At 72.3% G+C, this 23904-nt stretch carries 21 protein-coding genes and 1 tRNA gene; 8 read left to right on the top strand and 14 right to left on the bottom strand.

From position 1 onward, the window contains the following. Positions 1 to 5: 5 nt before the first annotated feature. From EXU48_RS21255 to ssd, 3 genes are read right to left on the bottom strand one after another with little or no spacing between them, the layout of a single operon-like run. Positions 6 to 821, bottom strand: coding sequence for a hypothetical protein (locus EXU48_RS21255; RefSeq protein WP_133109693.1), 816 nt, complete (start codon positions 819 to 821; stop codon positions 6 to 8). Continuing rightward, positions 818 to 1969 carry a TadA family conjugal transfer-associated ATPase gene (locus EXU48_RS21250; RefSeq protein WP_133109692.1) on the bottom strand — a complete coding sequence of 384 codons (1152 nt, stop codon included), beginning with the start codon at positions 1967 to 1969 and terminating at the stop codon, positions 818 to 820. The genes EXU48_RS21255 and EXU48_RS21250 overlap by 4 nt, the downstream gene beginning before the upstream one ends. Before the next feature lie 11 nt (positions 1970 to 1980). Next, positions 1981 to 3000 carry a septum site-determining protein Ssd gene (ssd, locus tag EXU48_RS24640; protein ID WP_165962935.1) on the bottom strand — a complete coding sequence of 340 codons (1020 nt, stop codon included), beginning with the start codon at positions 2998 to 3000 and terminating at the stop codon, positions 1981 to 1983. Positions 3001 to 3415: 415 nt separating this feature from the next. Here ssd and EXU48_RS21240 point away from each other — a divergent pair, with 415 nt between their 5' ends. The 4 genes from EXU48_RS21240 (at position 3416) to EXU48_RS21225 (ending at position 8584) form a co-directional block, all read left to right on the top strand. Then, complete coding sequence (locus EXU48_RS21240) at positions 3416 to 4618, top strand: hypothetical protein (RefSeq protein ID WP_165962934.1); 1203 nt, start codon at positions 3416 to 3418, stop codon at positions 4616 to 4618. 193 nt (positions 4619 to 4811) lie between these two features. Further along, complete coding sequence (acs, locus tag EXU48_RS21235) at positions 4812 to 6803, top strand: acetate--CoA ligase (protein WP_235857183.1); 1992 nt, start codon at positions 4812 to 4814, stop codon at positions 6801 to 6803. A 70-nt stretch (positions 6804 to 6873) separates the two neighbouring features. Further along, positions 6874 to 7782, top strand: coding sequence for an alpha/beta fold hydrolase (locus tag EXU48_RS21230; RefSeq protein ID WP_133109688.1), 909 nt, complete (start codon positions 6874 to 6876; stop codon positions 7780 to 7782). A 124-nt stretch (positions 7783 to 7906) separates the two neighbouring features. Beyond that, positions 7907 to 8584, top strand: a complete 678-nt coding sequence (locus EXU48_RS21225) for a Crp/Fnr family transcriptional regulator (protein ID WP_133109687.1) — start codon at positions 7907 to 7909, stop codon at positions 8582 to 8584. A 122-nt stretch (positions 8585 to 8706) separates the two neighbouring features. Here EXU48_RS21225 and EXU48_RS21220 read toward each other — a convergent pair whose 3' ends face one another. The 3 genes from EXU48_RS21220 to EXU48_RS21210 are packed head-to-tail and all read right to left on the bottom strand — an operon-like array spanning position 8707 to position 9697. After that, positions 8707 to 9180, bottom strand: coding sequence for a RidA family protein (locus tag EXU48_RS21220; protein ID WP_133109686.1), 474 nt, complete (start codon positions 9178 to 9180; stop codon positions 8707 to 8709). Beyond that, positions 9177 to 9332: a DUF4177 domain-containing protein gene (locus EXU48_RS21215; protein WP_133109685.1), complete on the bottom strand. Its 156-nt coding sequence runs from the start codon at positions 9330 to 9332 to the stop codon at positions 9177 to 9179. The genes EXU48_RS21220 and EXU48_RS21215 overlap by 4 nt, the downstream gene beginning before the upstream one ends. Positions 9333 to 9349: 17 nt before the next feature. Further along, positions 9350 to 9697 (bottom strand): WhiB family transcriptional regulator, encoded by a 348-nt coding sequence (locus EXU48_RS21210; protein ID WP_133109684.1) that lies wholly within the window; start codon positions 9695 to 9697, stop codon positions 9350 to 9352. Positions 9698 to 10075: 378 nt separating this feature from the next. On the opposite strand from EXU48_RS21210, the gene EXU48_RS21205 reads away from it, so the two are divergent. From EXU48_RS21205 to EXU48_RS21195, 3 genes are all read left to right on the top strand, one after another. Further along, complete coding sequence (locus EXU48_RS21205) at positions 10076 to 12520, top strand: penicillin-binding protein (protein ID WP_165962933.1); 2445 nt, start codon at positions 10076 to 10078, stop codon at positions 12518 to 12520. A gap of 57 nt (positions 12521 to 12577) precedes the next feature. Next, complete coding sequence (locus EXU48_RS21200; RefSeq protein WP_133109682.1) at positions 12578 to 13543, top strand: metallophosphoesterase; 966 nt, start codon at positions 12578 to 12580, stop codon at positions 13541 to 13543. A gap of 85 nt (positions 13544 to 13628) precedes the next feature. Further along, a tRNA-Pro gene (locus EXU48_RS21195) sits at positions 13629 to 13702 on the top strand. Between the two features lie 84 nt (positions 13703 to 13786). Here EXU48_RS21195 and EXU48_RS21190 read toward each other — a convergent pair. Continuing rightward, positions 13787 to 15079 carry a uracil-xanthine permease family protein gene (locus EXU48_RS21190; protein WP_133109681.1) on the bottom strand — a complete coding sequence of 431 codons (1293 nt, stop codon included), beginning with the start codon at positions 15077 to 15079 and terminating at the stop codon, positions 13787 to 13789. 100 nt (positions 15080 to 15179) lie between these two features. Between EXU48_RS21190 and EXU48_RS21185 the strand changes: the two genes are divergently transcribed. Then, entirely contained in the window at positions 15180 to 15665 is a 486-nt protein-coding gene (locus tag EXU48_RS21185) for an NUDIX hydrolase (protein ID WP_133109680.1), read from the top strand. A 103-nt stretch (positions 15666 to 15768) separates the two neighbouring features. Here the strand turns inward: EXU48_RS21185 and EXU48_RS21180 are convergent, their stop codons facing one another. The 7 genes from EXU48_RS21180 to EXU48_RS21150 form a co-directional block, all read right to left on the bottom strand. Beyond that, entirely contained in the window at positions 15769 to 16836 is a 1068-nt protein-coding gene (locus EXU48_RS21180) for a 3-deoxy-7-phosphoheptulonate synthase (RefSeq protein ID WP_268958250.1), read from the bottom strand. Between the two features lie 287 nt (positions 16837 to 17123). Then, complete coding sequence (locus EXU48_RS21175; protein WP_133109679.1) at positions 17124 to 18725, bottom strand: FAD-dependent oxidoreductase; 1602 nt, start codon at positions 18723 to 18725, stop codon at positions 17124 to 17126. After that, on the bottom strand, positions 18722 to 19777 hold the full coding sequence (locus tag EXU48_RS21170) for a LacI family DNA-binding transcriptional regulator (RefSeq protein WP_235857182.1): 1056 nt from the start codon (positions 19775 to 19777) through the stop codon (positions 18722 to 18724). The genes EXU48_RS21175 and EXU48_RS21170 overlap by 4 nt, the downstream gene beginning before the upstream one ends. Then, positions 19774 to 20874, bottom strand: a complete 1101-nt coding sequence (locus tag EXU48_RS21165; RefSeq protein ID WP_133109678.1) for an ABC transporter ATP-binding protein — start codon at positions 20872 to 20874, stop codon at positions 19774 to 19776. The genes EXU48_RS21170 and EXU48_RS21165 overlap by 4 nt, the downstream gene beginning before the upstream one ends. Beyond that, entirely contained in the window at positions 20871 to 21911 is a 1041-nt protein-coding gene (locus EXU48_RS21160; protein WP_133109677.1) for an ABC transporter ATP-binding protein, read from the bottom strand. Before EXU48_RS21160 ends, EXU48_RS21165 begins: the two co-directional genes overlap by 4 nt. Beyond that, positions 21908 to 22819 carry an ABC transporter permease gene (locus EXU48_RS21155; RefSeq protein WP_133109676.1) on the bottom strand — a complete coding sequence of 304 codons (912 nt, stop codon included), beginning with the start codon at positions 22817 to 22819 and terminating at the stop codon, positions 21908 to 21910. Before EXU48_RS21155 ends, EXU48_RS21160 begins: the two co-directional genes overlap by 4 nt. A gap of 7 nt (positions 22820 to 22826) precedes the next feature. Then, positions 22827 to 23876 (bottom strand): ABC transporter permease, encoded by a 1050-nt coding sequence (locus EXU48_RS21150; RefSeq protein ID WP_235857181.1) that lies wholly within the window; start codon positions 23874 to 23876, stop codon positions 22827 to 22829. Positions 23877 to 23904: the final 28 nt, after the last annotated feature.

The following is a 23904-nucleotide window of genomic DNA, read 5'->3' as shown; positions in this document are numbered from 1 at the left end:
TCCGCTCATGCGCCACCGGCCCGTTCGGCCCGATGCACCAGGGCGGCGACCCAACGCCGGCCGACGATCAGGAACGCGCCGCCGAGCACGAGGCACAGCCCGCCGACCCCACCGCCGAGCAGCACGCCGACCGGGTCGGCACCCAGTGCGGTCCCGAGCAGCACCCCGGCCAGCGGCAGCCAGGCGAGCAGGCGCGCCGTCGACCTCGGGCCCGCCAGCGCCGTGCGCCGCGCCGACGCCGCCTCCGCCGACTCCACCAAGCCGCCGGCGCAACGCTCGAGCACGTCCGCCAAAGGCGTGCCGACACGATGGGCGACCCGGCAGGCGGCGATCGCGCCGGCCACCTGGGCGGCGTCCGGGCCGGCACCCACCCGGCTGGCGAGTTCGGCCAGTGGAGCGGGGACACCGGGAGCAGCATCGCGTGCCTCGGGCGCTGCGCCGGGGACCGGTGGCGGACGTCGCACGGCAGGAGCCCTCGGCCCCGCCACGGACGTCGGCATCCGCTCCGGCGCCGGGTCGGTCGCACTCACGGCGGACAACGGGCCCTCCGTGCCGGAGCCGGTGAGCGCCTTCTGCCATGCGGACCCGACGTCGGAACCGGACCGTAGCCTCGCGGCAACCTCCACGAGTACCTCCCCGATCCGCAGCTGCGACTCCGTCCGCCGCCGGCCCCACCCACGAGTCCGGCCGCCCGGGCGGCGGCGATCGGTACCCGGCCCGGGCCGGCGCCGGCTGGTCGGCGGGCCCCGGTGACCGGACGCCGTCAGCAGCCACACGGCGACCACGCCGAGCAGGGCCGCCAGTACGGCCGCGCCACTCATCGCGCCGAGTCCAGACGCTCGGCGAGCGCCGGCCAGCCCGGGCCCCACCACCAGCCGCCGTGGCCGTCCCCGCCCATGGCAACCTCACAGCGCATGCCGCCATCGCCGTCGGGCTCGAGGACGGCGATCTGGTCGACGTGGCGTCGCCCCTCCGTCCGGCGCAGATGCACGACCGCGTCGACGGCGCTGAGCGCCTGGACCGCGACGGCCGCGGGACTGAGTCCGGCGAGGGACCCGAGCGCCGCCAGGCGGGCCGGGACGTCGGTCGCGGCGTTCGCATGCACGGTGGCCCAGCCGCCGTCGTGCCCGGTGTTCAGGGCACCGAGCACCTCCCGCACCTCCGCTCCGCGGCACTCCCCCAGCACCAACCGGTCCGGGCGCATCCGCATGGCCGTCCGCACCAGGTAGTCCAGCCCGATCCCGCCGACGCCCTGGACGTTCGGCCGCCGCACCTGCAGATGCACCACGTGCGGGTGGTCGGGGGCGAGCTCGGCGGCCTCCTCGATGCACACGATCCGTTCGTCCGCCGGCACGATCGAGAGCATGCTCGCGAGCAGCGTGGTCTTCCCGCTGCCGGTCGCGCCGCTGACCAGGACGTTCGCACGGACCCGCACGAGCTGGGCGAGGATCTGGGCGGCCCGGTCGTCGAGGAAGCCGCCGGCCACGAGTTCGGGGAGGCGGAATGCCTGACGGCGGACGGTACGTAGGGAGATCAGCGCACCTTCGGCGCTGAGTGGGGCGAGCACGGCGTGCAGCCGGGTGCCGTCCGGCAGGCGCCCCTCGGCCACCGGCGCCGCGTCATCCAGTCGCTGCCCGGCGACCGCCGCGAGCCGGGTCGCCAGCGCCCGGGTGTCGCCGAGTCCGGCCGCGGGCACGCGCCGCAGGCCGTCGCCACGGTCCGTCCAGACGCCCTGGTCGGCGTTGACCAGGACGTCGGTCACGAGCGGGTCGTCGAGGAGCGGCTGCAGCACCGGCCCGGCGCCGAGGAGTTCGGCGCGGGCGTCCCGGGCCAGGGCGATCAGGTCCCGGTCCCCCTGCGTGGAGGACGTCTCCCGGACCGCTCGGGCGACCTGCCCCGGGTCCGCGCTCGCGGCCCGGTCGCCCGCGAGAAGGCGGTCGCGCACTCCGGTGATGCCGGGGTTCGTCACGGTCGCGCCGGTCAGTCCGCGAGACCGAGTCGGCCCACGAGGGTGCGCGCCCCTCGGATCAACGGCCCGCGGCGCTGCTCCCCGGGCGCGACGCCACGTTCGACGGCGGCGGCGAGGGACCGCTCGGGACGCATCGTCAGCTCCAACGGCAGGTCGCAGGTCTGCGCGATCTCCTCCGCCGTCAGCCCACCGGGCGCCGGCCCCCGCACCACCAGGCGCACGTCCGCGCCGGTCACCGCGCGCGCCACCACCTGGGCGCCTGCGGCGGAGGCGACGTCACAGGTCGCGAGCACCAGGACCACGTCGCAGAAGGCGGCCGCGTTCTCCTGCCCAGGCTCCGCCGGACCCCGCGCGAGGTCGAGGACCAGCACGTCATGGGCAGCGGCGAGGGCGTCCAGGACCGGGGTCTCGGCGCCGGGCGCCGGGCCGCCCCGCCAGTCCGCGGAGAGCACGTGTACGCCGTGCCAGACCGGTAGTGCCACCGAGATGGACTCGGCGTCGTAGGCGCCGCGGCCCCCGGCCAGGTCGGCCCACCGGACCCCGCCCTCGTGCTCGATGCCCAGAAGGAGTTCCACGCCGGCCCCGGTCACGTCCAGGTCGGCGAGGGCCACGCCAAGACCGGCGTCCGCGCACGCCCGAGCGAGCGCGGTGGCCAGCGCGGACGTGCCCACGCCACCGCGCGCCCCGACCACGCCGACCACCTGCGCGCGCCGGGTCCGGGTGCCGGCCCTGGCCCTGGCGAGCACCTGCTCGGCGTCACCCGGGAGAACCAGGCACGCTCCGCCGTCGGGCGCTTGTGCCTCCGGCACGGCACTGACCCACGCGGAACGGTGCCGTAGCTCCGTCCACGACGGGTCCTGCGGACCCCACTCGGTGGCGCTGTCCAAGAGCAGCCCCGCCTCCGGGGGGCCGGCGGCCGGTGGGTGGATGGCCAGCGGCACGCCGGCGAGGGAGGTGACCGCCCGCACCGCCTCGATCAGGGTGGCGTCGGCCGAACGCAGGGCGATGAACGGTTGCTCCAGGGACACCATGACTCCTCGGGTCGGGCCTTGAGCATGCCCACGGGGCCCGGCCCGTCCACGGCCGCGCCGGGCCCGCTGTGGACGGTGATGGATCGGGCTCCTCCTGTGGACACGGGCGCGGAGCCGGGACGTTGGTCCTCTTCCCAACCCCAGCCAGAAGGAGTAGACATGGAGAACAACTCCAGCAGCGGCGAGTACCCACGCGCGATAGGTCCACGAATAGGACCGGGCGACCGGGATCCGTCCCGTAGCGACCCGAACCGGATGTGCACGCTTGATCGCTCGTACGCCACTGAAGGTGACGACGGCGCCCGACGGGCGCCGTCGTTGCGTGTTTTCGGTGCCGGGCCGGTTCGGCGCGCCCCTCGGATGTGCACGGCCCGCCTCGCTACGGTGACTCCACACGACGATCTTGGAGGATCCAGTGAGTACCGACCCGCCCCGCGCAGGTGACAAGGACGAGGTGAACCCCGCACCCGCCGACGACACCGCCGCGACTCCAAACGCGCCCACGCAGGGCGGCGTGCTGCCCACCCCGTCGACGGACACCGGCGCCGCCGTGCCGACCGAGCCCGCCGTGGCGCCGGACCCGATCGTCGAGACGGCCGGCCCCCCGGATGAACCCGCCGACCCCATCGAGCCGGTCTCCGAGTCCGACGTCGCCGACGAACCCACGGCGGCCGGCACCGACCTCCCTGCCGCGCCGGTGACCACGGCAGGCAGCGACCTGCCGGCGACCGAGCGACCCACGACCCGCCCCGTCGAGGACACCCCCCAGGCCCTCGACGCCGACGACCCCCTGGAGGACGACGTGCCCCCTGCCCCCACCCGCGAGGAGGACGAGGCGATCCGCGCCGAGCGTGCGCGCCGGTTCGGCCGTCCGTCCGGAGAGAGCGCCGCCTCCGCCGAGGAGGCCGGAGCAGCGGCCGGAACCACGGCGGCCGGCACGAGCACGGCCGGCACCACGGCCGTGGGCTCCGCGCCCGAGACGACCACGGCAGAACCGGACCCGGGACCGGGAGCCGGTGCGGCCGCCGTCGCGGCCGGGACCGGCGACGCCCGGGCCGACGCCCCGGTGGCCGACCGGACGGCCACACGCGGGGAGGACGACCCGTTCGAGGACTGGGACGAAGGCCCGCAGTCCCGCACCGCCGCCCACTGGTGGGCCATCCTCATCGCCCTGGTGTTCACCCCGGTCTCCTGGTTCCTGATCGCCGACGGCGGTGACCGGATCCAGCACGCGCAGACCACCAACCTCGACCAGATCAACGTGGCCGGGTTCATCGAGCTCGGCGGGGGCATCCTCGCGCTCGTCGCGCTCTTCGTCGCGGCCCGCTGGTCCTCGGTGGGCTCGATCGTGATGGGCTCGGTCGGTGCCCTCATCGGCGCCGCGTTCCTCGCCGTGCCCCGCGTCGTGCTGGACTTCCTGGACGAGCAGGCCGCGCCGGTGTTCGAGCGGCTCGACCAGTTCGGCACGAACATCTACGACCACCTGCTGTCCGACGGCCAGACCGGCCGGCTGCTGGTCTACGGCGTCGTCCTGATCTTCACGGGCATCGTCTCCCACGGCGCTCGGCGCCAGGGCCGGCGGGAAGAACGACGCAAGGCCGCCGTCGGGCTCGAGTGAGTCCACGACCCGGGACGGGGCGGTCCGGCGCATGAGCGCCGGGCCGCCCCGTTCGTCGTCGTCCCTCGTGCCGACCGGGTCCTCACGTGTCTTCACGTGTCCTCACGTGTCCTCACGTGTCCTCACGGGTCCGGCCGATGGGCATAGGCTGACCAGCGAAATCTATGCACCGTCGATGCTGCTCGGAGGAACCGTGACGGACCAGCACAGCCCCGCGTTGGAGAACCTGCTCTCAGAGACGCGGTCGTTCCCGCCCAGTGCGGAGTTCGCGGCACGGGCGAATGCCCAGCCGGAGTTGTACGAGCGTGCGGCCGCGGATCGGCTCGGGTTCTGGGCCGATCAGGCCCGGAACTACCTGACCTGGTCCAAGCCGTTCACCGAGGTCCTCGACTTCTCCGGGGCACCGACGGCGCGCTGGTTCGCCGACGGGCAGCTGAACGCCGCGTACAACGCGGTCGACCGGCATGTCGAGGCCGGTCACGGGGACCGGGTCGCGATCCTGTTCGAGGGCGAGCCGGGCGACACCCGCTCCCTGACCTACGCCGACCTCAAGGACGAGGTGTCCCGCGCGGCGAACGCTCTCGGCGCGCTCGGGGTCAGCACCGGTGACCGGGTCGCGATCTACCTGCCGATGATCCCCGAGGCGGTCATCGCGATGCTCGCCTGCGCGCGGATCGGGGCCACCCACTCGGTGGTGTTCGGTGGGTTCTCGGCCGAGGCCCTGTTCTCCCGGATCACCGACGCCGACGCCAAGCTCGTCATCACCGCCGACGGCGGCTACCGCCGCGGCAAGCCCAGCGCCCTCAAGCCGGCCGTCGACGAGGCCCTGACCAAGGGCGCCACGAACGTGACCAACGTGCTCGTGGTCGCCCGCACCGAACAGGACGTGGCCTGGACCGACGGGCGGGACGTGTGGTGGCACGAGGCCCTCGCGGGCGCCTCGACCGAGCACACCCCGGTGCCGGTGGACGCCGAGCACCCCCTGTTCATCCTGTACACCTCCGGCACCACCGGGAAGCCGAAGGGCATCCTGCACACCACCGGCGGCTACCTGACCCAGTGCGCCTACACCCACTCGGTGGTCTTCGACCTCAAACCCGAGACGGATGTGTACTGGTGCACCGCCGACGTCGGCTGGGTCACCGGCCACTCCTACGTCACCTACGGGCCGCTGATCAACGGCGCCACCCAGGTCCTCTACGAGGGCACCCCGGACACCCCGCACAAGGGCCGCTGGTGGGAGATCGTCGCCAAGTACCAGGTCACCATCCTCTACACCGCACCGACGGCGATCCGCACCTGCATGAAGTGGGGCGAACAGGTCCCGGCCGAGTTCGACCTCAGCTCGCTGCGGGTCCTCGGCAGCGTCGGTGAACCGATCAACCCCGAGGCCTGGATGTGGTACCGCCGCGTCATCGGCGCCGACCGCACCCCGATCGTGGACACCTGGTGGCAGACCGAGACCGGCGCCATCATGATCTCCCCGCTGCCCGGCGTCACCGCCGCCAGGCCCGGCTCGGCGCAGACCCCACTGCCGGGCATCAGCGCCGACATCTGGAACGACGCCGGCGAACCCGTCGGCAAGGGCGGCGGCGGCTACCTCGTCCTGGACGAGCCCTGGCCCTCCATGCTGCGCGGCATCTGGGGCGACCCCGAACGCTTCAAGGACACCTACTGGTCCCGGTTCCCCGGCACCTACTTCGCCGGCGACGGCGCCAAGTACGACGAGGACGGCAACATCTGGCTCCTCGGCCGTGTCGACGATGTCATGAACGTCTCCGGCCACCGCCTGTCCACCACCGAGATCGAGTCCGCCCTGGTCTCCCACGACTGGGTCGCCGAGGCCGCGGTCGTGGGTGCCTCCGACGACACCACCGGCCAAGCCGTCGTCGCGTTCGTGATCCTGCGCGGGGAAGCCGTCGAACGTGCCGACGAAGCCGGCGAGGGCCACGACGTCGTCGCCGAACTACGCAACCACGTCGCCAAGGAGATCGGCCCCATCGCCAAACCCCGATCGATCCTCGTCGTCGCCGAACTCCCCAAGACCCGATCCGGCAAGATCATGCGCCGTCTCCTGCGCGACGTCGCCGAGCACCGCCCCGTCGGAGACGTCACCACCCTCGCCGACACCTCCGTCATGGACCTGATCTCCTCCGGCCTGAACGCCGCACCAGCCGCCGACTGACCGGTCCGGGCGTACCCCGGGCACGGCGGTGCCGGGGTACGCCGGGGGTTGGGGGGTAGCCTCGGGTCCCGTGACCGTCGACCCCTCGATCATCCTCGGCGATGGCCCGTGGACCCACCGGATGGTCGCCGCGAACGGTGGCCGGTTCCACGTGGCGCTCGCCGGCCCCGACGACGGCGACGCCCCGCTGGTGGTGCTCCTGCACGGCTTTCCCCAATTCTGGTGGGCGTGGCGGGCGCAGATCCCGATGCTGGCGGACGCCGGCTACCGGGTCGCGGCCATGGACCTGCGCGGGTTCGCCGGCTCGGACAAGCCGCCGGTCGGCCACGACACCCCCTCGATGGTCGCCGACGTCAGCGGGGTGATCCGCTCCCTCGGCGCCACCGAGGCGGTCGTGGTCGGGCATGGCATCGGCGGGCAGGTGGCCTGGTCGATGCCGGCCATGGCGCCCCGGGTCACCCGGGCCATCGGCGTGCTGGCCGCGCCGCACCCGGTGTTCCTGCACTCGGTGTCACACCGGGCGGCGCCGGCGGGCACGATCGCTCGGCTGGCCCAGTTCCAGCTGCCGTGGTTCCCGGAGCGCTCACTCATCCGCGGCGACCAGGTCGCCCGGTTGCTGCACGCGTGGGGCGCGTCCGGCTGGCGGAGCCCCGACGTCGAGCTCTACACCGACGCGATGCGGCTGCCGTTCGTCGCCCACAGCGCGATGGAGCAGATCCGCTGGCTCGTGCGCTCCACCCCCCGCAGCGACGGTCGCCGGTTCCGGGCCGCCGTCTCGGACCCGGTCACGGTGCCGGTCCTGTCCCTGCACGGCTCCGCGGACGGGAACCTGCCGCCGCGCTCCTGCCGCCGCGACGGCGAGATGGTCACCGCGCGGTACAGCCGGGTGGTGCTCGACGGCGCAGGTCACTTCTTGTCGGAGGAGGCACCACAGGAGGTGGGTGGGTTGCTGCTCGCCTGGCTCGCCGAACTGCCGTGAGCGCCCCGGCGCCCGGGTCCGGGCCGCGTTCGGGCCTGTCACGGTCTGCCCGAAGCCCGGGTGGGTGGCAGACTGTGGCTTGCCTCACACGCCTGCCCCGTTGGGCACCGAACAGGGAGAATCGATGAACGAGACCGTGGTCCGTAACGCACCACTCTTCGCGGAGCTGAGCGACGAGAGTTACCTCGCGGTCCGGGAACGGATGGAATCCCTGACGTTCCGGCGCGGCGAGGAGATCTTCCACGAGGGCTCGGCCGGGGACCGCCTGTTCGTGCTCGGTTCCGGCAAGGTGAAGCTCGGCCACGTCGCCCCGGACGGCCGGGAGCACCTGCTGGCCATCCTCGGCCCCGGTGAGATCCTCGGCGAGGTCTCCCTGTACGACCCGGGCCCCCGCACCGCGACGGCCACCGCGCTCGCCACGACCGAGCTCGTCGAACTGAGCCACCAGGGGCTGCTGAAGATCCTCGACGCCCGCCCGGAGGTGTCCCAGCACCTGCTCCGCTCCCTGGCGCTGCGGTTGCGACGCACGAACGACAAGGTCGCGGACCTGATCTTCTCCGACGTGCCCGGCCGGGTCGCCAAGGCCCTGCTGGACCTGGGCCGCCGGTTCGGGGAACGCACCGACGCCGGCCTGAAGGTCACCCACGACCTCACCCAGGAGGAACTGGCCCAACTCGTCGGCGCGACCCGGGAGACGGTGAACAAGGCCCTCGCCGAGTTCTCCTCCCGGGGCTGGCTGCAACTGCAGGGCCGGTCCGTCATCCTCCTCGACGTCGACCGCCTCGCCCGCCGGGGCCGCTAACCCTCTGGCCCCCGCCGAGCGCGCGGAAACCCCCGGTCAACTGGCCGGGGGCGTAGGGGCAACAGCGCGCTCGACCGAGGCGACGCCGCAGGGCCGGCGCGGGTGCGCCGGCCGGCCTGTCGTCAGTCCGGCAGGACCTCGACGGTCAGCTCCACCTCGACGGGCGCGTCGAGCGGGAGGACCGCCACGCCGACGGCGGAGCGTGCGTGCACGCCCGCGTCGCCGAAGATCTCCTGGAGCACGTTCGAGGCCCCGTTGATCACCCCGGGCTGACCGGTGAAGGAGGGGTCCGAGGCGACGAAGCCGAGCACCTTGACCACCCGGACGATCCGGTCCACCCCACCGACCAGCGCCGAGACCGCGGCGAGCCCGTTCAGGGCCGCGACCCGGGCGAGGGCGGTCGCGTCCGTGGGGCTGACGAGGCCGTCACCGTCGCCCACCTTGCCGGTGTGGGCCATCGTGCCGTCCACCATCGGCAGTTGCCCGGAGGTGTGCACGAGGTCACCCTGACGCAGGGCCGGCACGTAGGACGCGACCGGCGGGACCACGTCGGGCAGGGCGATCCCTAGTTCGGCGAGACGCGCCGATGCACTCACGCCTTCTCCCGCTTGAGGTAGGCGACCAGACCCTGACCGTCGGGCCCGGGCACCACCTGCACGAGCTCCCACCCGTCGGCGCCCCACTGGTCCAGGATCGCCTTCGTCGAGTGGATGATCAGCGGAATCGTCGCGTACTCCCAAGTAGCCATGCAGTGATCCTATGGCTTCAGTTGTTGCGCGGGTCAGCCCCTCGGCGCGGCTTCGTCGCCGGCCACTTCTGGCTGATCAGCTCGTTGATGGCATTGCGGTCCGTGTCCGCCAGCGCCATCCGCCACGACTCGACCGTGGGCGCCCGGCGCAGCAGTGCGCGACGCTCCCGCTCGGTCATGCCACCCCAGACCCCGAACTGGATCCGGTTGTCGAGGGCGTCCACCAGACACTCCAGGCGCACCGTGCACGAGAAGCAGACCTCCCGAGCCTGCCGCTGCGCCGCGCCCTGGACGAAGAGGTCGTCGGGTGCCTTCTGCGCACACGCCGCCTGCAACGTCCAACTTTCATCGAATCGTACGTCCACCTTGACCTCCACGACGAGATTGCCCTGCCCCAGTCAATCCAGAGGAGTTGACTCGGCCTCAGGAAATACATCGGCTCGAGCGCTCCTCCTATGAGCGGAGTTATACACCTCCGCGCCGACAAAAGACAGCGGCGCCGGAATCTGGCTCCCGGCGGCCCCTCCTCCGCGGGCTGTCCGGATCCGTCCCGGCCCGTGAAACCGGCGCCGTCAGAGGCGATCGGGCTCGGCCCGGGCAACGACCGGCGGCTGGTGTCCGGTTCGTCGGGCGTTCGCCGCGCGCTCACCGGACCGTCCCGCACGAACGAGGTCTCGCGGCCGGACGCACGCCGCCGGCGCCGGAGCGTGGGTGCAACCGGACGACAACGTATCCTATGGGGTATGGCTCCTCCCTCCCGGTCGACTTCGCGCGCCGTCAACGCGGCGCAACTCGTCTCCCTGTTCCTCGCGTTCCTCCTGGTCGCGGGCGTCGGTGGCGTACTTTCGGCGGGCTTCATGATGCCCTTCGTGACCGCCGTCGGGGCGACCACGGAGGCATCGACGCGGCTCTTCGACGAGTTGCCCACGGAACTGGGTTCGGAGGACCTGTCCGAGCAGACGGTCATGAACTCCTCCGACGGCACCCGGCTGGCCACGTTCTTCCTGGAGAACCGGATCGTCGTGCCGCTGTCCGAGATCTCGCCGTACGTGGCTGCGGCCGTGGTCGCGGTGGAGGACCGGCGCTTCTACGACCACGGTGGGGTGGACCCCGAGGGCCTCATGCGGGCCGCCTTCCAGAACATCACCGGGCAGAGCAACCAGGGTGGCTCGACGCTGACCCAGCAGTACGTGAAGAACGTCCTCATCGAGGCCGGGCGGAACGCGAACGACCCGGAGGCCATCGAGGCCGCGACCGAGACCACGCTCGGCCGCAAGCTCCGCGAGGCGAAGCTGGCGATCGCGCTGGAGCAGGTCCGCACCAAGGACGAGATCCTCGAGGGCTACCTCAACATCGCGCAGTTCGGCCCGTCCCAGTACGGGGTCGAGGCCGCCTCCCAGTACTTCTTCTCGATCAGTGCCGCCGAGCTCAGCCTCGGGCAGTCCGCGATGCTCGCCCGGATCACGCAGAGCCCGGCCAAGTGGAACCCGGTGACGAACCCGGAGAACGCCCTCTCCGGCCGGAACACGGTGCTCGCACTGATGCTCTCCCAGGGCGTCATCACGCAGGAGGAGCACGACGTCGCCGCCGCGCAGCCGATCGAGGACATGCTGAACGTCTCGACCACCCCGGTGGGCTGCTCGGCCGCGGGCACGGCCGCGTACTTCTGTGACTACGTCAAGTCCGAGATCCTGAACAACCCGATCTTCGGGGAGACCCAGGCCGAGCGGTACCAGCTCCTCGTGCGCGGTGGCCTGACCATCAACACCACGATCGACCTCGAGATGCAGGCCGAGGCCTACGCGGCACTGGTCGACGCGATCCCGGTCGACGACCCGTCCGGCGTCTCGACCGCCACCTCGACCGTCGAGCCCGGCACCGGGCACATCATGGCGATGGCGCAGAACACCCTGTACGGCAAGCCCACCGAGGGCGCGGCGAGAACCACCGAGGTGAACTTCAACGCCGATTCCCGATACGGGGGTTCCAGCGGCTTCCAGACCGGCTCGACGTTCAAGGCGTTCGTGCTGACCCAGTGGCTGATCGACGGACACTCCCTCAACGACTCGGTCGACGGCTCCCAGGGGCAGAGTTTCCCGCGGAGATCCTGGGACACATGTCTGCCCGAGTACATCTCCAGCGACCCCTACGAACCGAAGAACCTCGAGGGCATCGGGACCGGTCGGATGAGCGTGCTCGCCGCCACCGAGCAGTCGGTGAACACCGCGTTCGTGAACCTGGCGAACCAGATGAACCTCTGCGATCTCGCGAACACCGCACAGGCGATGGGCGTGCACCACGCAACGCTCGCACCCGGCTCCACGTTCGACAACGGTTACGAGCTCTCGGTGATCCCGTCCATGGCACTCGGCACGAATGAGCTGGCCCCGCTGACGATGGCCGCCGCGTTCGCGACCTATGCCGCCGGCGGCGTCTACTGCGAGCCGATCGCGATCCTGTCGATCCAGAACTCGAACGGTGAGGACCTCCCGGTGCCGCCGCAGACCTGTTCGCAGGCCCTCGAGCCGCACATCGCGAACGCGATGAACTACGCGCTCGGTCAGGTCGTCGCGGACGGCACCGGCCGGCCGAGCCGGCTGGACCGCCCGTCCGCGGGCAAGACCGGGACCGCGAACGACGACACCGCGGCCTGGTTCGTGGGGTACGTGCCGCAGCTCGCCTCGGCCGTGTGGGTCGGTTTCTCCGAGGGCACCGAGCCCATGCAGCGGATCACGATCAACGGCCGCTACCACCGGTGGGTCTACGGTGGCGCGATGGCCGCGCCGATCTGGCAGGACTACATGAGCCAGGCGGTCGAGGGGCTGCCGGTGGAGACCTTCGCGGCAGCGGGCGATCGCGAGATCTACGGTGAACGCCGTGCGGTGCCCGACGTGAGCGGGCGTTCGGTGGCGGACGCCACCTCCACCATCGAGGGGGCCGGCTTCACGGTCCGGACCGGGTCCACGGAGAACCATGACAGCGTGCCGGCCGGGTCCGTGATCGGCACCTCCCCGGGCCCGGGCAGCCGGCTGACACCGGGCAGCGCCGTCACGATCGTGATCAGCGGCGGCCCCGCGGCCGAACCCCCGGCGAGCCCCGACGCTGACAACGGCAACGGCAACGGGAACGGCGGCGGCAACGGCGGCGGCGGTCCCGGCAACGGGGGCGGTGGCGGTCGTGACGACTGATCGACGCCCACGCCCCGTGGTCGGGTCGGGGACACCCTGAACAGCACCGGCGCGGTCGTGCGCCGCGCCATCGGGATCGGCGTGCTCGGCGCCGCCACCGGCCTCGGGTGGGCCCTGCTGGAGGCCCAGGCGTACACGGTGCGCCGGGTCACCGTGCCGGTGCTGCCCGCGGGGGCACCGGACGTGCGGGTCCTGCACATCTCCGACCTGCACCTGCTGCCCAGCCAACGGCGCAAGATCGAGTGGGTGCGGGCCCTCGCCGGGTTGCGGCCGGACCTGGTCGTCAACACCGGCGACAACATGGCCCACCAGAACTCGATGCCGGCGGTCCTGGAGGCCCTGGCGCCGCTGCTGAAGGTTCCCGGCGTCTTCGTGATGGGCTCGAACGACTACTACGAGCCCGTGCTGCGCAATCCCGCCCGCTACCTGCGCGACGACCCCCGCAATCCGAACGCCCCGAAGGCTCCGTCCCTGCCGGCCCGCGCGCTCGGTCAGGCGTTCGTGTCCGCGGGGTGGGCGGATCTGACCAACACGCGCGCGCAGGTCCGCGCCGGCGGCGTCACGTTCTCGTTCGTCGGGGTCGACGACCCGCACCTGGAGCGGGACCGCTTCCCGTCCCCGACCGGCGACGGCGGCGCTCACCTCGACAATGGGAGCGCGCTCGGTCGGGGCGCACCTCGTCAGAACGAACCCGCGCTGCACGTGGGCGTGTCCCACGCCCCCTACGTCCGGGTCCTCGACGCCATGCGCGATGACGGCTGCGGGCTGATCCTCGCGGGGCACACCCACGGCGGCCAGTTGTGCGTCCCCGGATACGGCGCACTGGTCACGAACTGCGACCTCGACACCGGGCGCGCCAGCGGCCTGCACGGCTGGCCGGGCGCGCGCCCGGACGTCGACGGCGGCGCTTCCGGCTCGACCTGGCTGCACGTGAGTGCGGGGCTGGGCACGTCCCCGTTCACACCGGTCCGGTTCGCCTGCCGCCCCGAGGCGACACTGCTCACGTTGACCTCGGCCGACTGAGCGGTCCCGCCCGCCCGTGTGAGACTCCGCACACCGACCCGGTTTCACTCTGGGCCCCGGACTCCGCTATCCTGACGAGGCTCCCCGGGGTGTGGCGCAGCTTGGTAGCGCGCTTCGTTCGGGACGAAGAGGTCGCAGGTTCAAATCCTGTCACCCCGACAAGATTGTCGCTCGGAGAGCAACACGAAACAGGCCGGTCCCTCACGGGGCCGGCCTGTTTCGCATGTGGTCCGAGGTGCGGCGTCAGTCGCCGTCGACGGGCGTGCCCGCACCCACCGGCTCCACCGCGGTCCCCCGCCACCGGGAGATGGCGCGCATCGCGTGGTAGACGATCAGCGCGGACGCGGTACCGAGCGCGATGCCCTCGAACTTGAGGGCGCCGGCCACCCAGGTGTAGTTCGCGATCCCGACGATCAGCGCGATCCCGGCCGTGGTCAGGTTCACCGGGTCGGAGAAGTCGACCTTGGCCTGGACCCAGATCCGGGCGCCGAGCACCCCGATCATCCCGTAGAGCACGGTGGCCGCGCCGCCGAGCACGCCCGCCGGCACCGTGTTGATGACCTCGCCGAACTTCGGGGACAGGCTCAGCACCAGCGCGAAGGCCGCCGCCGTCGCGTAGGCGGCGGTCGAGTACACGCGGGTGGCGGCCATCACGCCGATGTTCTCCGCGTAGGTCGTGGTGCCGGACCCGCCGCCGGCCCCGGCCAGGGTGGTCGCGACACCGTCGGCGATCAGCGCCCGGCCGGTGATCGCGTCGTAGTTGTCACCGGTCATCGCGGCCACGGACTTCACGTGCCCGACGTTCTCCGCGATCAGCACCAGGACCACCGGGATGAACAGCCCCAGCGTCGCGAGGTCGAACGACGGGGTCGTGAACTGCGGCAGCCCGATCCAGTCCGCCTCCCCCACCTTCGTGAAGTCGACCTCGCCGCGCCAGGCGGCCACCGCGTACCCCACGAGCACCCCGAGCAGGACCGCGAGCCGCCCCAGGATCCCCCGGAACAGCACCGTGATCAGCACGATCGCCGCGATCGTGACGATGGCGGTCACGGGCGCTTCGGACACGTTGCCCCACGCCGCCGGGGCGAGGTTGAAGCCGATCAGGGCCACGATGGTGCCGGTCACGACCGGTGGCATCACGAGGTCGATCCAGCGCGCGCCGGCCACGTGCACCACCACGCCCACGAGCGCCAGCAGCACCCCCACCACGAGGATGCCACCCAACGCCGTCGACATCCCGTGCGTGCCCATCACCGCACCGATCGGAGCGATGAACGCGAAGCTGGACCCGAGGTAGCTGGGCAGCCGGTTGCCGGTGATCAGCAGGAAGCCGAACGTCCCGATCGCGGAGAAGAACAGCGTGGTCGAGGGTGGGAACCCGGTGATCAGCGGCACCAGGAACGTGGCGCCGAACATCGCGACCACGTGCTGGGCGCCGATGCCGATCGTGCGCGGCCAGGACAGCCGCTGCCCGGGCCCGACCACCTCGCCCGGCCTGATCGTCCTGCCGTCTCGATACAACGTCCAACCCTGCACGGATGCTCCTCATCTGTTCGGGCCACCGGCCGGGGCCCGTCCGGCATCGTAGCGGCGACGTCGGGACCGGCCGTCCGCCGCCCGTGGCAGGATCGATGCCATGCCGATCCCCGAGTTCGTGACGGACCTGCGCCGGCACGTCGGCACCGAGCTCCTGTGGCTCTCGGGGGTGAGCGCGGTGGTGTTCGACGCCGCCGACCGGGTCCTGCTCGGGCGCCGCAGCGACACCGGCGCCTGGGCGGTGATCAGTGGCATCCTCGACCCCGGCGAGCAGCCCGCCCGCGCCGCGCTGCGCGAGGTCGCCGAGGAGACCGGCGTGAGCGCACGGGTGGAGGCGCTGACGGCGGTCCGCACCGGCGACGTGATCACCTACCCGAACGGCGACCGGGCGCAGTACCTGGACCTGACGTTCTGGTGCCGGCACACGGGCGGTGAGGCCCGCGTCGGCGACGACGAGTCGCTCGAGGTCGGCTGGTTCGCGACCGACGCGCTGCCGGCGCCGCTCGCGGACACCACCGCCCAGCGGATCGCGGACACGCTCGCCTTCCGGTCCGACCCGTCCGCCGGACCCGCCTTCGAGCGGTGAGGCGACGCCGTCGCCGGTGGTGCCCGACGGCGTCAGCCCGGTCCGGTCGGTCACCGCGCCAGGGCGCCGGCTGCTCCTCGTCGCTCCGCCCGACGGCGCAACGTCAGTTCGCGCGTCGCCGCGCCGCCGCGGTGGCCAGGTTCCGCATCGCCGACTCGGTCGTGTCCCAGGACAGGCACGCGTCCGTGACCGACTGGCCGTAGGTGAGTCCCGTCGGCGCCGGTTCCTGCCGCCCGGCCACCAGGAAGCTCTCCAGCATCACCCCGGCGATCCCGTGCTCGCCGGTGGCGACCTGTTCGGCGATCTCCCGGGCCACCTCGGCCTGCCGGACGTGGTCCTTGCCGCTGTTGCCGTGACTGGCGTCCACGACCAGGCGGCGGGCCAGGCCGGACCGCTCGAGCACGTCCAGCGCGGCGGTGAGCGCCGGCGGTGCGTAGTTCGGGCCACGGCGGCCGCCGCGCAGGATCACGTGGGAGTCCGGGTTGCCGGCGGTGTCGACGACCGCGGCCCGGCCGCGGGCATCCACGCCGAGGAACGTCTGTGGCGAGGCCGCGGCCACGCACGCGTCCGCGGCCACCTGGACGTCGCCGTCGGAGGAGTTCTTGAACCCGATCGGCATGGACAGCCCGGAGGCCAGTTGCCGGTGCACCTGGGACTCGACCGTTCGCGCCCCGATCGCTCCGTAGCTGACCGTGTCCGCGATGTACTGCGGCGAGGTCGTCTCGAGGAACTCGCACCCGGCGCTCACGCCCTCGGCCAGCACGTCCAGCAGCACGGTCCGGGCCAGACGCAGACCCCGCGGGATGTCGTAGCTGCCGTCCAGCCCGGGGTCGTTGATGAGGCCCTTCCAGCCGGTGGTGGTGCGCGGCTTCTCGAAGTAGACGCGCATCACGACGTGCAGGTCGTCGCTCAGCTCGGCCGCGAGCGCGGACAGCCGGTGCGCGTACTCCACACCGGCCACGGGATCGTGCACCGAGCACGGGCCGACCACCACGAGCAGCCGGTGGTCACGGCCGGCCAGGATGTCCTGGGTGTGCGCCCGCGAGCGGGCCACGAGCTCGGCGGAGGCGTCCGGCAGCGGCAGCTCGGCGAGCACCTCGCTCGGGGTCGGCAGCGGCTCCATGCGCAACACGCGCAGGTCGTTGGTGCGTTCGGTCTGGGTGAGATCCACGGCTGGTCCTTCCGGGTCCGGGCGGATCACCCCAGCTCCCGGAGCGCCCGCCTCAATGGCGAAGGGCGCGGACCCCGTTGGTCCACGCCCTGTGTCGGCTCCGGTTGCGCGCGTCAGAGGCTGAGCGCGACGGCCGGGGCCGACACGCTAAACCAATACCTGGGTGCGCAACGCATAAGGGGAGACTACACACCCGGCGAGCGGGCGCCGTCGGGCGTCTCTGCATGCGGGACCGGGGACCAACTGTCCCCGAGCCGCACCGGCCCGCCCGACGGCGCCGGCCGCGGTCAGTGGCCGGGTCGGGTGCGCCGGACCTCGTCCGGCCAGGCCGTGGTCACCCCGAGCCGACCGCGCAGCAGTTCCTGGTAGTCGGAGCGGCTGGCGGAGTCGGCGCGCACCTTGCGGGGCACCACGCCGCGGTCGAGGCAGAACGCGACCAGCGCCCCGACCGCCTCACCGATCGACCACTCGACCGGGTGCAGGCGGTAGCTCCCGTTCGTGATGTGGGTGGTGCCGATGTTCTTGCACGCCGGCAGCAGGTTGTCCACCCGGACCGGGAGCAGGGCCCCGAGCGGGATCTGGAACGGGAAGCACTCGATGTCCACGTAGGTGCGGCCGGCCGTGGAGGGATGCAGATCGATCCGGTAGTGGCCGATCCCCACGGCGTCGTCGAACACGGCGGAGCCCGCCTCCACGCCACGGGCCTCGACGCCGACGTGTTGCTCGAGCACGGTGAACTCGGCCGCGATCCGGCGTGACTCGCGGATGTAGGCGGTCTTGGCCAGCCCGTCCGCGGTGCCGGCCACGTCCGGCCGCAGCCGCAACCCGGGGTAGCCGGTGCCGCCGTCCTCCCGGGGTGCGTCGGTCTGCATCCAGTACAGGAAGGAGAGGGACAGCTCCCGGCTGCGGGCGAGGGCCCGCTCCTTCGCGGCGGCGTCGACACCGAGCAGCGGCGCCTCCCAGTAGTCGATCTGCGGCCAGTTCACCGCGGAGACGTCGCGCAGGCCCGCGGCCGGGTCGAACTGCTCGGCGGCGAGGATCCGGCGGTAGTCCCACAGGTCGAAGGGCACCCCCGGCGTCGGCTCGGACATGAAGATCGGCCGGTCCCGCCTGCCCAGATACACCGGCTCCACGTCCACCCAGGACAGCTGCGGTCCGGGCCAGAAGTCGTCCACCTTCGTGGCCCAGTGCTGGTAGCTCGCGGGCCGGTCGATGGTGTGGTCCTCCCCCTCCCGGTGCTCCAGGGCGTAGCACCAGGAGACGGCCTGCTGGTCGAGCGGGTCCGCCCGTTCCGGAGCGTGCAGCTCCCCGGTGTCCTCCCGCGACTCGGTTCCGATGACGTGCTCGACCCCGCCGAGCTCGAGCAGGTCACCCAGCTCGGTGGCGTCCACCACGAAGTCCGCGGCGACGGTCAGCTCGTCCCCCGTGCGCCGGTCGCTCAGCGTCACCGCGTCGATCACGTCGCCGCCCGTGTGCACCGCCGTCGGGACATGCTCGAGGAGGACCTCGATCGCGCCGGAGGCGCGCCACGGCGCGAGCATCTCCTCGATCGCGGCGACCGCGACGCGGGGCTCGTGGCAGAGCCGGGAGACCCAGCCGAGCCCGGGGTTCAGGGTCGGGTTCTCGGCGGCGGCGGGCAACAGCGGGTAGTTGCGCCGGTAGTAGTCACGGATCCGGCGCCGCAGCTCGGCGTAGGTCGGGGAGACCAGGTCGGACTCGATCCAGGCGTGCTCGTCCGGTGGCACGAGCTGGGCGGTCAGCTGTCCCCCGAGCCAGTCGGTCTCCTCGGTGAGGATCACCTTCCGGCCCAGGCGGGCCGCGGTCAGGGCCGCGGCGACGCCGCCGAGCCCACCCCCGACCACCAGGATCTCGGTTCGACGTTCTGTCATGGCTCGACCTTCCGTTGGCTCGTCTTCGCGATGGTGATGGTGGTGCCCGGCGCCATGGAGCACGGCACCCAGGTCTGGGTCGGAGGGGTCCGGGGATCCTCGACGAGTTCGATCAGCTGGTCCACGGCCCGGCGGCCGACCTCGAGCCGGGGGATCACGAGGCAGTCCCACTCGACCGCCGAGTCCGGAGAACGGGTCTCGAGGACCGCGACGGAGACGTCGGTGGGCACGGTCAGGCCCCGGGCGGTCAGCGCGGCCATCATCTGCTCGGCCAGCCACACGCTCTCGGCCACCACCGCGGTGGACCCACGTCGCAGCAGGTCCTCGACCGAGGAGTCGTCGAAGCCCGACCGGCCGGCGGCACCGGGCGAGTCGTCCTCCAGCCCGAGCTCGGCGAGCGCCGCCTGGTACCCGGCGCGCCGATCCTGGTAGGGCTCGTTCTCGTTCGGGTCCCGCAGGTAGGTGAGGGTGCGGTGGCCGAGCTCGGCCAGCCGGGTGACCACCTCCACGGACGCGGTGCGGTAGTCCGGGATCACACACGAGATCTCGACGCCGGGGACGTCCCGGCGACCGACGTGCACGAACGGGTAGCCGTCGCCGGCGAGGCGGGCGAGCTCGTGCGGGTCCGAGGCGACACCCAGCAGGATGCTGCCGTCCGCCATGCCGAGACGGTTCATCTCCGAGGTGTACACGGTGCCCGACCCGTGCCGGCCGGTGGCGGAGGTGAACAGGACCAGGTCGTTGCCGGTCTCCTCGGCGCGTTCCTCGATGCCGAGCAGGAAGTCCAGGTAGAACCCGTCCCGGGCCCACTGGAACAGTGGTTCGAACGCGTGCACCCCCAGGAGCGAGTTCCGCCGCCCCCGTAGGCTGCGAGCCGCCGGGTTCGGCACGTAGCCGAGTTCCCGGACGGCCTCCCGGATGCGTTCCGCCGTGGCCGCGGGGATGCGGGCGAGGTCCCCGCTCACCACGCGCGACACGGCCGACTGGGAGACCCCGGCCAGGCGCGCCACGTCGGACTGCCGCACCGGCCGGTCCCGGCGCACGGCTGTCACGACGCCACCTCGGCCGGGTCGCGCCGGGCCAGCGCCGCCGAGTAGGTGTCCGCACCGATCTCGTCCGCGCGGCCCACCTGGTGCAGCCAGCACCGGGACCAGTGCCCGTCCCCGAGGTCGGTGCGGGGCGGCTCCTCCTCGGCGCACCGGCTCATCGCGAACGGGCACCGCGGGTGGAACCGGCAGCCGGTCGGTGGCTCGATCAGGCTCGGCGGCTCGCCGAGCGCCTCGGCGTCGGCGAACTGGTCGTCCCTTGAGGTGGTGCCCACCCGGTCCGGATCCGGTGAGGACTCCACGAGCAGCTTCGTGTACGGGTGCGCCGGGGCGCCGATGACCCGGTCCTTGGGGCCCCCCTCGGTCATCTGCCCGGCGTACATCACCACCACGTCGTCGCAGACGTAACGGGCGCTGGCGATGTCATGCGTGATGTAGAGCATGGCCAGCCCCTCCTCGCGGCTGAGCCGACCGAGCAGGTTGAGCATCTCGAGCCGGATCGAGACGTCCAGCATCGAGATCGGCTCGTCGCCCAGCAGGACCTTCGGCGCCACCGCCAGCGCCCGCGCGATCACCACCCTCTGCCGCTGGCCTCCGGAGAGCTCGTGCGGGAACTTGTCCAGGAAGTCCTCGCCAGGGGTGAGGCTGACCCGCTCCAGCAGCTCGACGGCACGCCTGCGTCGCTCCGCCCGGCCGAGACGGCGGTCGTGGATGCGCAGGGCCCGGTCGAGGTTGTGCCGGACCCGGTGCACCGGGTTCAGCGACCCGAACGGGTCCTGGAAGATCAGCTGGACCTGCTGGTGGTAGCCGCGGGCGGCCGACCCCTTGGCGACCGGGGCGCCGTCGAGGCGGATCTGTCCCTGCGTCGGCTCGTAGAACCGGGCCAGCAGCCGGGCCAGCGTGGTCTTACCGCTGCCGCTCTCCCCGACGACGGCGACGATCCGTCCGGCGTGCAGGTCCACCGAGGCGTGCTCCACGGCACGCACCACCGAGGAGTTCCCGACGGCGTTGCGCACCACGAAGTGCTTGCTCACGTCCACCGCGGACAGGACCGCAACCTCGTGGTCGGCCGTGTCCGCCGGTGCGCCGTCGTGGCGTGTCATGGGTTCTCCTCCGAGGTCAGCAGCAGGCACGCGGCCTCCTGTTCGGGCAAGGGTACGAGCGCGGGCAGGGTGCTCTGGCAGGCTTCGACGCGCACCGGGCACCGGGGATGGAACGGGCACCCGCTCGGCGGGCGGCGCAGGTCCGGTGGCGTCCCCGGGATCCCCCGGAGTTCCCGCAACGGCGCGTGCAGTGGTGGGAAGGAGTCCCGCAGCCCGCGGGTGTACGGGTGGGCCGGGTCCCGGTACAGGGCGCTGGCCGTGCCCACCTCCACGATGCGTCCGGCGTACATGATCGCGATCCGGTCGGCCACCTCCAGGAGCAGGGACAGGTCGTGCGTGACGATCACGACGGCGAAGCCCAGTTCGCGTCGTAGCCGCAGCACTTGGGCGAGGATCTGCCGTTGCATGACCACGTCGACGGCGGTGGTCGGCTCGTCCATCACCACCAGTTCCGGCTCGCACGCGAGGGCGAGGGCGATGGTGGCGCGTTGGCGCATCCCGCCGGACATCTCGTGCGGGAAGCTCCGGGCCCGGTCCGCGGATATGCCCACCATCGCGAGCAGCTCGGTGGTCCGGTCCCTGGCGCCGCTGCGGTCCAGATCCCGGTAGTGGGTGCGCAGCACGTCGGCGAACTGGTCGCCGAGGCGCATCACCGGGTTCAGGGCGTCCATCGCGCTCTGCAGCACGATCGACATCGTGGACCACCGCAGCCGGCGGAGCTCCCGCGGGGAGAGACCGACCAGGTCGATCCCGGCCCGGCCGTCCCGCGGATGGAACGTGATGCTGCCGGAGGTGGTCGCGGCGGGCGGCCGTTGCAACCGGGTCAGGGCCGTGATCAGCGTGGACTTGCCGGAGCCGGACTCACCGGCGATGCCGAGGATCTCACCACGCCGAAGCGAGAGGGTGACGTCCTTGCACGCCGTCACGGCGCCGTCGGGCCCGATGTAGTCGACGGTGAGGTCACGCACCTCGAGCACCGCCTCGTGGGGGCTGCTCCGGGTGAGGGTCCGGGTCTCGGTGCGGGCGGGGGCGCTCATGCCGTCCTCGTCTCGGCCGCCACGGCTCGCTCCACCCGACGGGTGCGACGCACGACCTTGCGGGTCGCCGAGCGCAGCTTCGGGTTGGACAGCTCGTCCACGCCGAAGTTCAGCATGGCCGCGGCCGTGCCGATCAGGGCGATGCACAGGCCGGGCGGCACGAACCACCACCAGAGTCCGCGCAGCACCGCGCTCTGGGACTGGGCTGCCTGGATCATCGACCCCCAGCTGATCGCCCCGGAGTCGGAGATCCCGAGGAACGCCAGACCGGCCTCGGCCAGGATCGCCCCGATCATCGCGGACAGGAACATCGAGGCGACCCAGCCACCCAAGTGCGGGAGCACCTCGGAGCCGATCAGGCGCGGGTTCGACTCCCCGAGCATGCGCATGGCGAGCACGAAGTCGCGGTTGCGCACGCTCATCGTCTGCGCCCGCAGGGTGCGGGCCCCGCCGGCCCAGCCGAACACCCCGATGATGATCGCGATCATCCACAGACCCGTGCCGCGCAGGTAGCCGGAGACGATGAAGATCAGCGGGAGGACCGGCATCACCATGAAGATGTTCGTGACGAAGTTCAGGACGTGGTCGGTGCGGCCGCCGAAGTAGCCGGCCGTGACACCGAACACGATCGCCAGAACGGTGCCGATGAGGGCCGCGAGCACGCCCACGAACATCGAGCCTCGGGCACCCGCGATCAGCTGGGCGAGGACGTCCTGCCCGAACTGGGTGGTGCCGAGCCAGTGCTCCGAGCTCGGCGGGGAGGCGATCGCCGAGATGTCGTTCGCGCGCGGGTCGATGCCCATCACGGTGCCCGTCAGCCACGGGCCGAGGATCGCCAGGGCGGCGAAGAAGGTCACCACCACGAGTCCGAAGCGGACCTTGGGGTTGGACCCGAAGGACGAGTTCATGTCGGCCTCACCCCTGCTCGCGGACCCGGGGGTCCACGAACACGTAGACGGAGTCGGCGATCAGGTTCGCCAACAGGACGGTCAGCGCGATCAGCAGGAACACGCCCTGCATCACGGGGTAGTCGCGCTTGGTCAGCGAGTCGTAGAGCAGGTAGCCGATGCCCGGGTAGCTGAACACGATCTCGGTGAGCAGGGCGCCCCCGATCACCCCGCCCAGTGCCAGTGCGAATCCCGTGAAGCTGGGCAGCATGGCGTTGCGGGCCGCGTAGCGCAGGACCACCCGGGACGGGGACAGCCCCTTCGCCTGGGCGAGCAGCACGTACTCCTCCCGGACGGTGGTGACGGTCATGTTGCGCATCCCCAGCAGCCAGCCGCCGAACGCGGAGAACACGATCGTGGCCGCCGGGAGGATGCCGTAGCGCAGCGCGCTCAGCCAGAACGCGGGGCCCTCGAGATCCGGGTCGTAGCCACCGGAGGACGGGAGCCAGCGCAGTTCGAACGCGAACACCCACAGCGCGATCAGCGCCACCCAGAAGTACGGGACGGACGAGATGAAGGTCGAGGCGGGGGTGACGATCGCGTCGAAGCGGCCGCCCGCCTTCCAGCCGGTCAGCACCCCCAGGCCGGTCCCGATCACGAAGGCCAGCACGGTGGTGGTGCCCACCAGCATCAGCGTCCACGGCAGCCCGGAGGCGACCAGGTCCGCGACCGGGGTCGGGAAGCGGGAGATCGAGATGCCCAGGTCGAACCTGGCGAGCTGGCCGAGGTAGGCGAGGTACTGCTCGGCCAGGTTCGCGTCCGGATCGCCGAAGAGCGTCTGGATCGAGACCAGGGTCTCGGGCGGCAGCTGACGCCCGCTGACCCGCTGCAGCTGGTCCACGATCGCGACCGACGGGTCACCGGGCATCAGCCGCGGGAGCAGGAAGTTCAGCGTGATCGCCGCCCACGCGGCGGTCAGGTAGAACCCCAGCCGGCGGGCCAGGAAGGCCCACCGGCTCGGCACCCGGAGCCGCGTGGTCGGTGCCGCCGGCGCCGACACGTCGGTGACGACGGTCATGGCGCTTCCCCGGGCCGAGGGCCCGCCG

Source organism: Occultella glacieicola, assembly GCF_004353825.1.
Taxonomy (GTDB): Bacteria; Actinomycetota; Actinomycetes; order Actinomycetales; family Beutenbergiaceae; genus Occultella; species Occultella glacieicola.
This window is presented reverse-complemented; position numbering and strand designations above follow the sequence as displayed.

Coding starts and splice junctions, on each gene's coding strand:
- EXU48_RS21255 (WP_133109693.1), bottom strand. CDS start 821: ATGAGTGGCGCGGCCGTACTGGCGGCCCTGCTCGGCGTGGTCGCCGTG.
- ssd (WP_165962935.1), bottom strand. CDS start 3,000: ATGGTGTCCCTGGAGCAACCGTTCATCGCCCTGCGTTCGGCCGACGCC.
- EXU48_RS21225 (WP_133109687.1), top strand. CDS start 7,907: ATGAACGAGACCGTGGTCCGTAACGCACCACTCTTCGCGGAGCTGAGC.
- EXU48_RS21215 (WP_133109685.1), bottom strand. CDS start 9,332: ATGGCTACTTGGGAGTACGCGACGATTCCGCTGATCATCCACTCGACG.
- EXU48_RS21205 (WP_165962933.1), top strand. CDS start 10,076: ATGGCTCCTCCCTCCCGGTCGACTTCGCGCGCCGTCAACGCGGCGCAA.
- EXU48_RS21185 (WP_133109680.1), top strand. CDS start 15,180: ATGCCGATCCCCGAGTTCGTGACGGACCTGCGCCGGCACGTCGGCACC.
- EXU48_RS21175 (WP_133109679.1), bottom strand. CDS start 18,725: ATGACAGAACGTCGAACCGAGATCCTGGTGGTCGGGGGTGGGCTCGGC.
- EXU48_RS21165 (WP_133109678.1), bottom strand. CDS start 20,874: ATGACACGCCACGACGGCGCACCGGCGGACACGGCCGACCACGAGGTT.
- EXU48_RS21160 (WP_133109677.1), bottom strand. CDS start 21,911: ATGAGCGCCCCCGCCCGCACCGAGACCCGGACCCTCACCCGGAGCAGC.
- EXU48_RS21155 (WP_133109676.1), bottom strand. CDS start 22,819: ATGAACTCGTCCTTCGGGTCCAACCCCAAGGTCCGCTTCGGACTCGTG.
- EXU48_RS21150 (WP_235857181.1), bottom strand. CDS start 23,876: ATGACCGTCGTCACCGACGTGTCGGCGCCGGCGGCACCGACCACGCGG.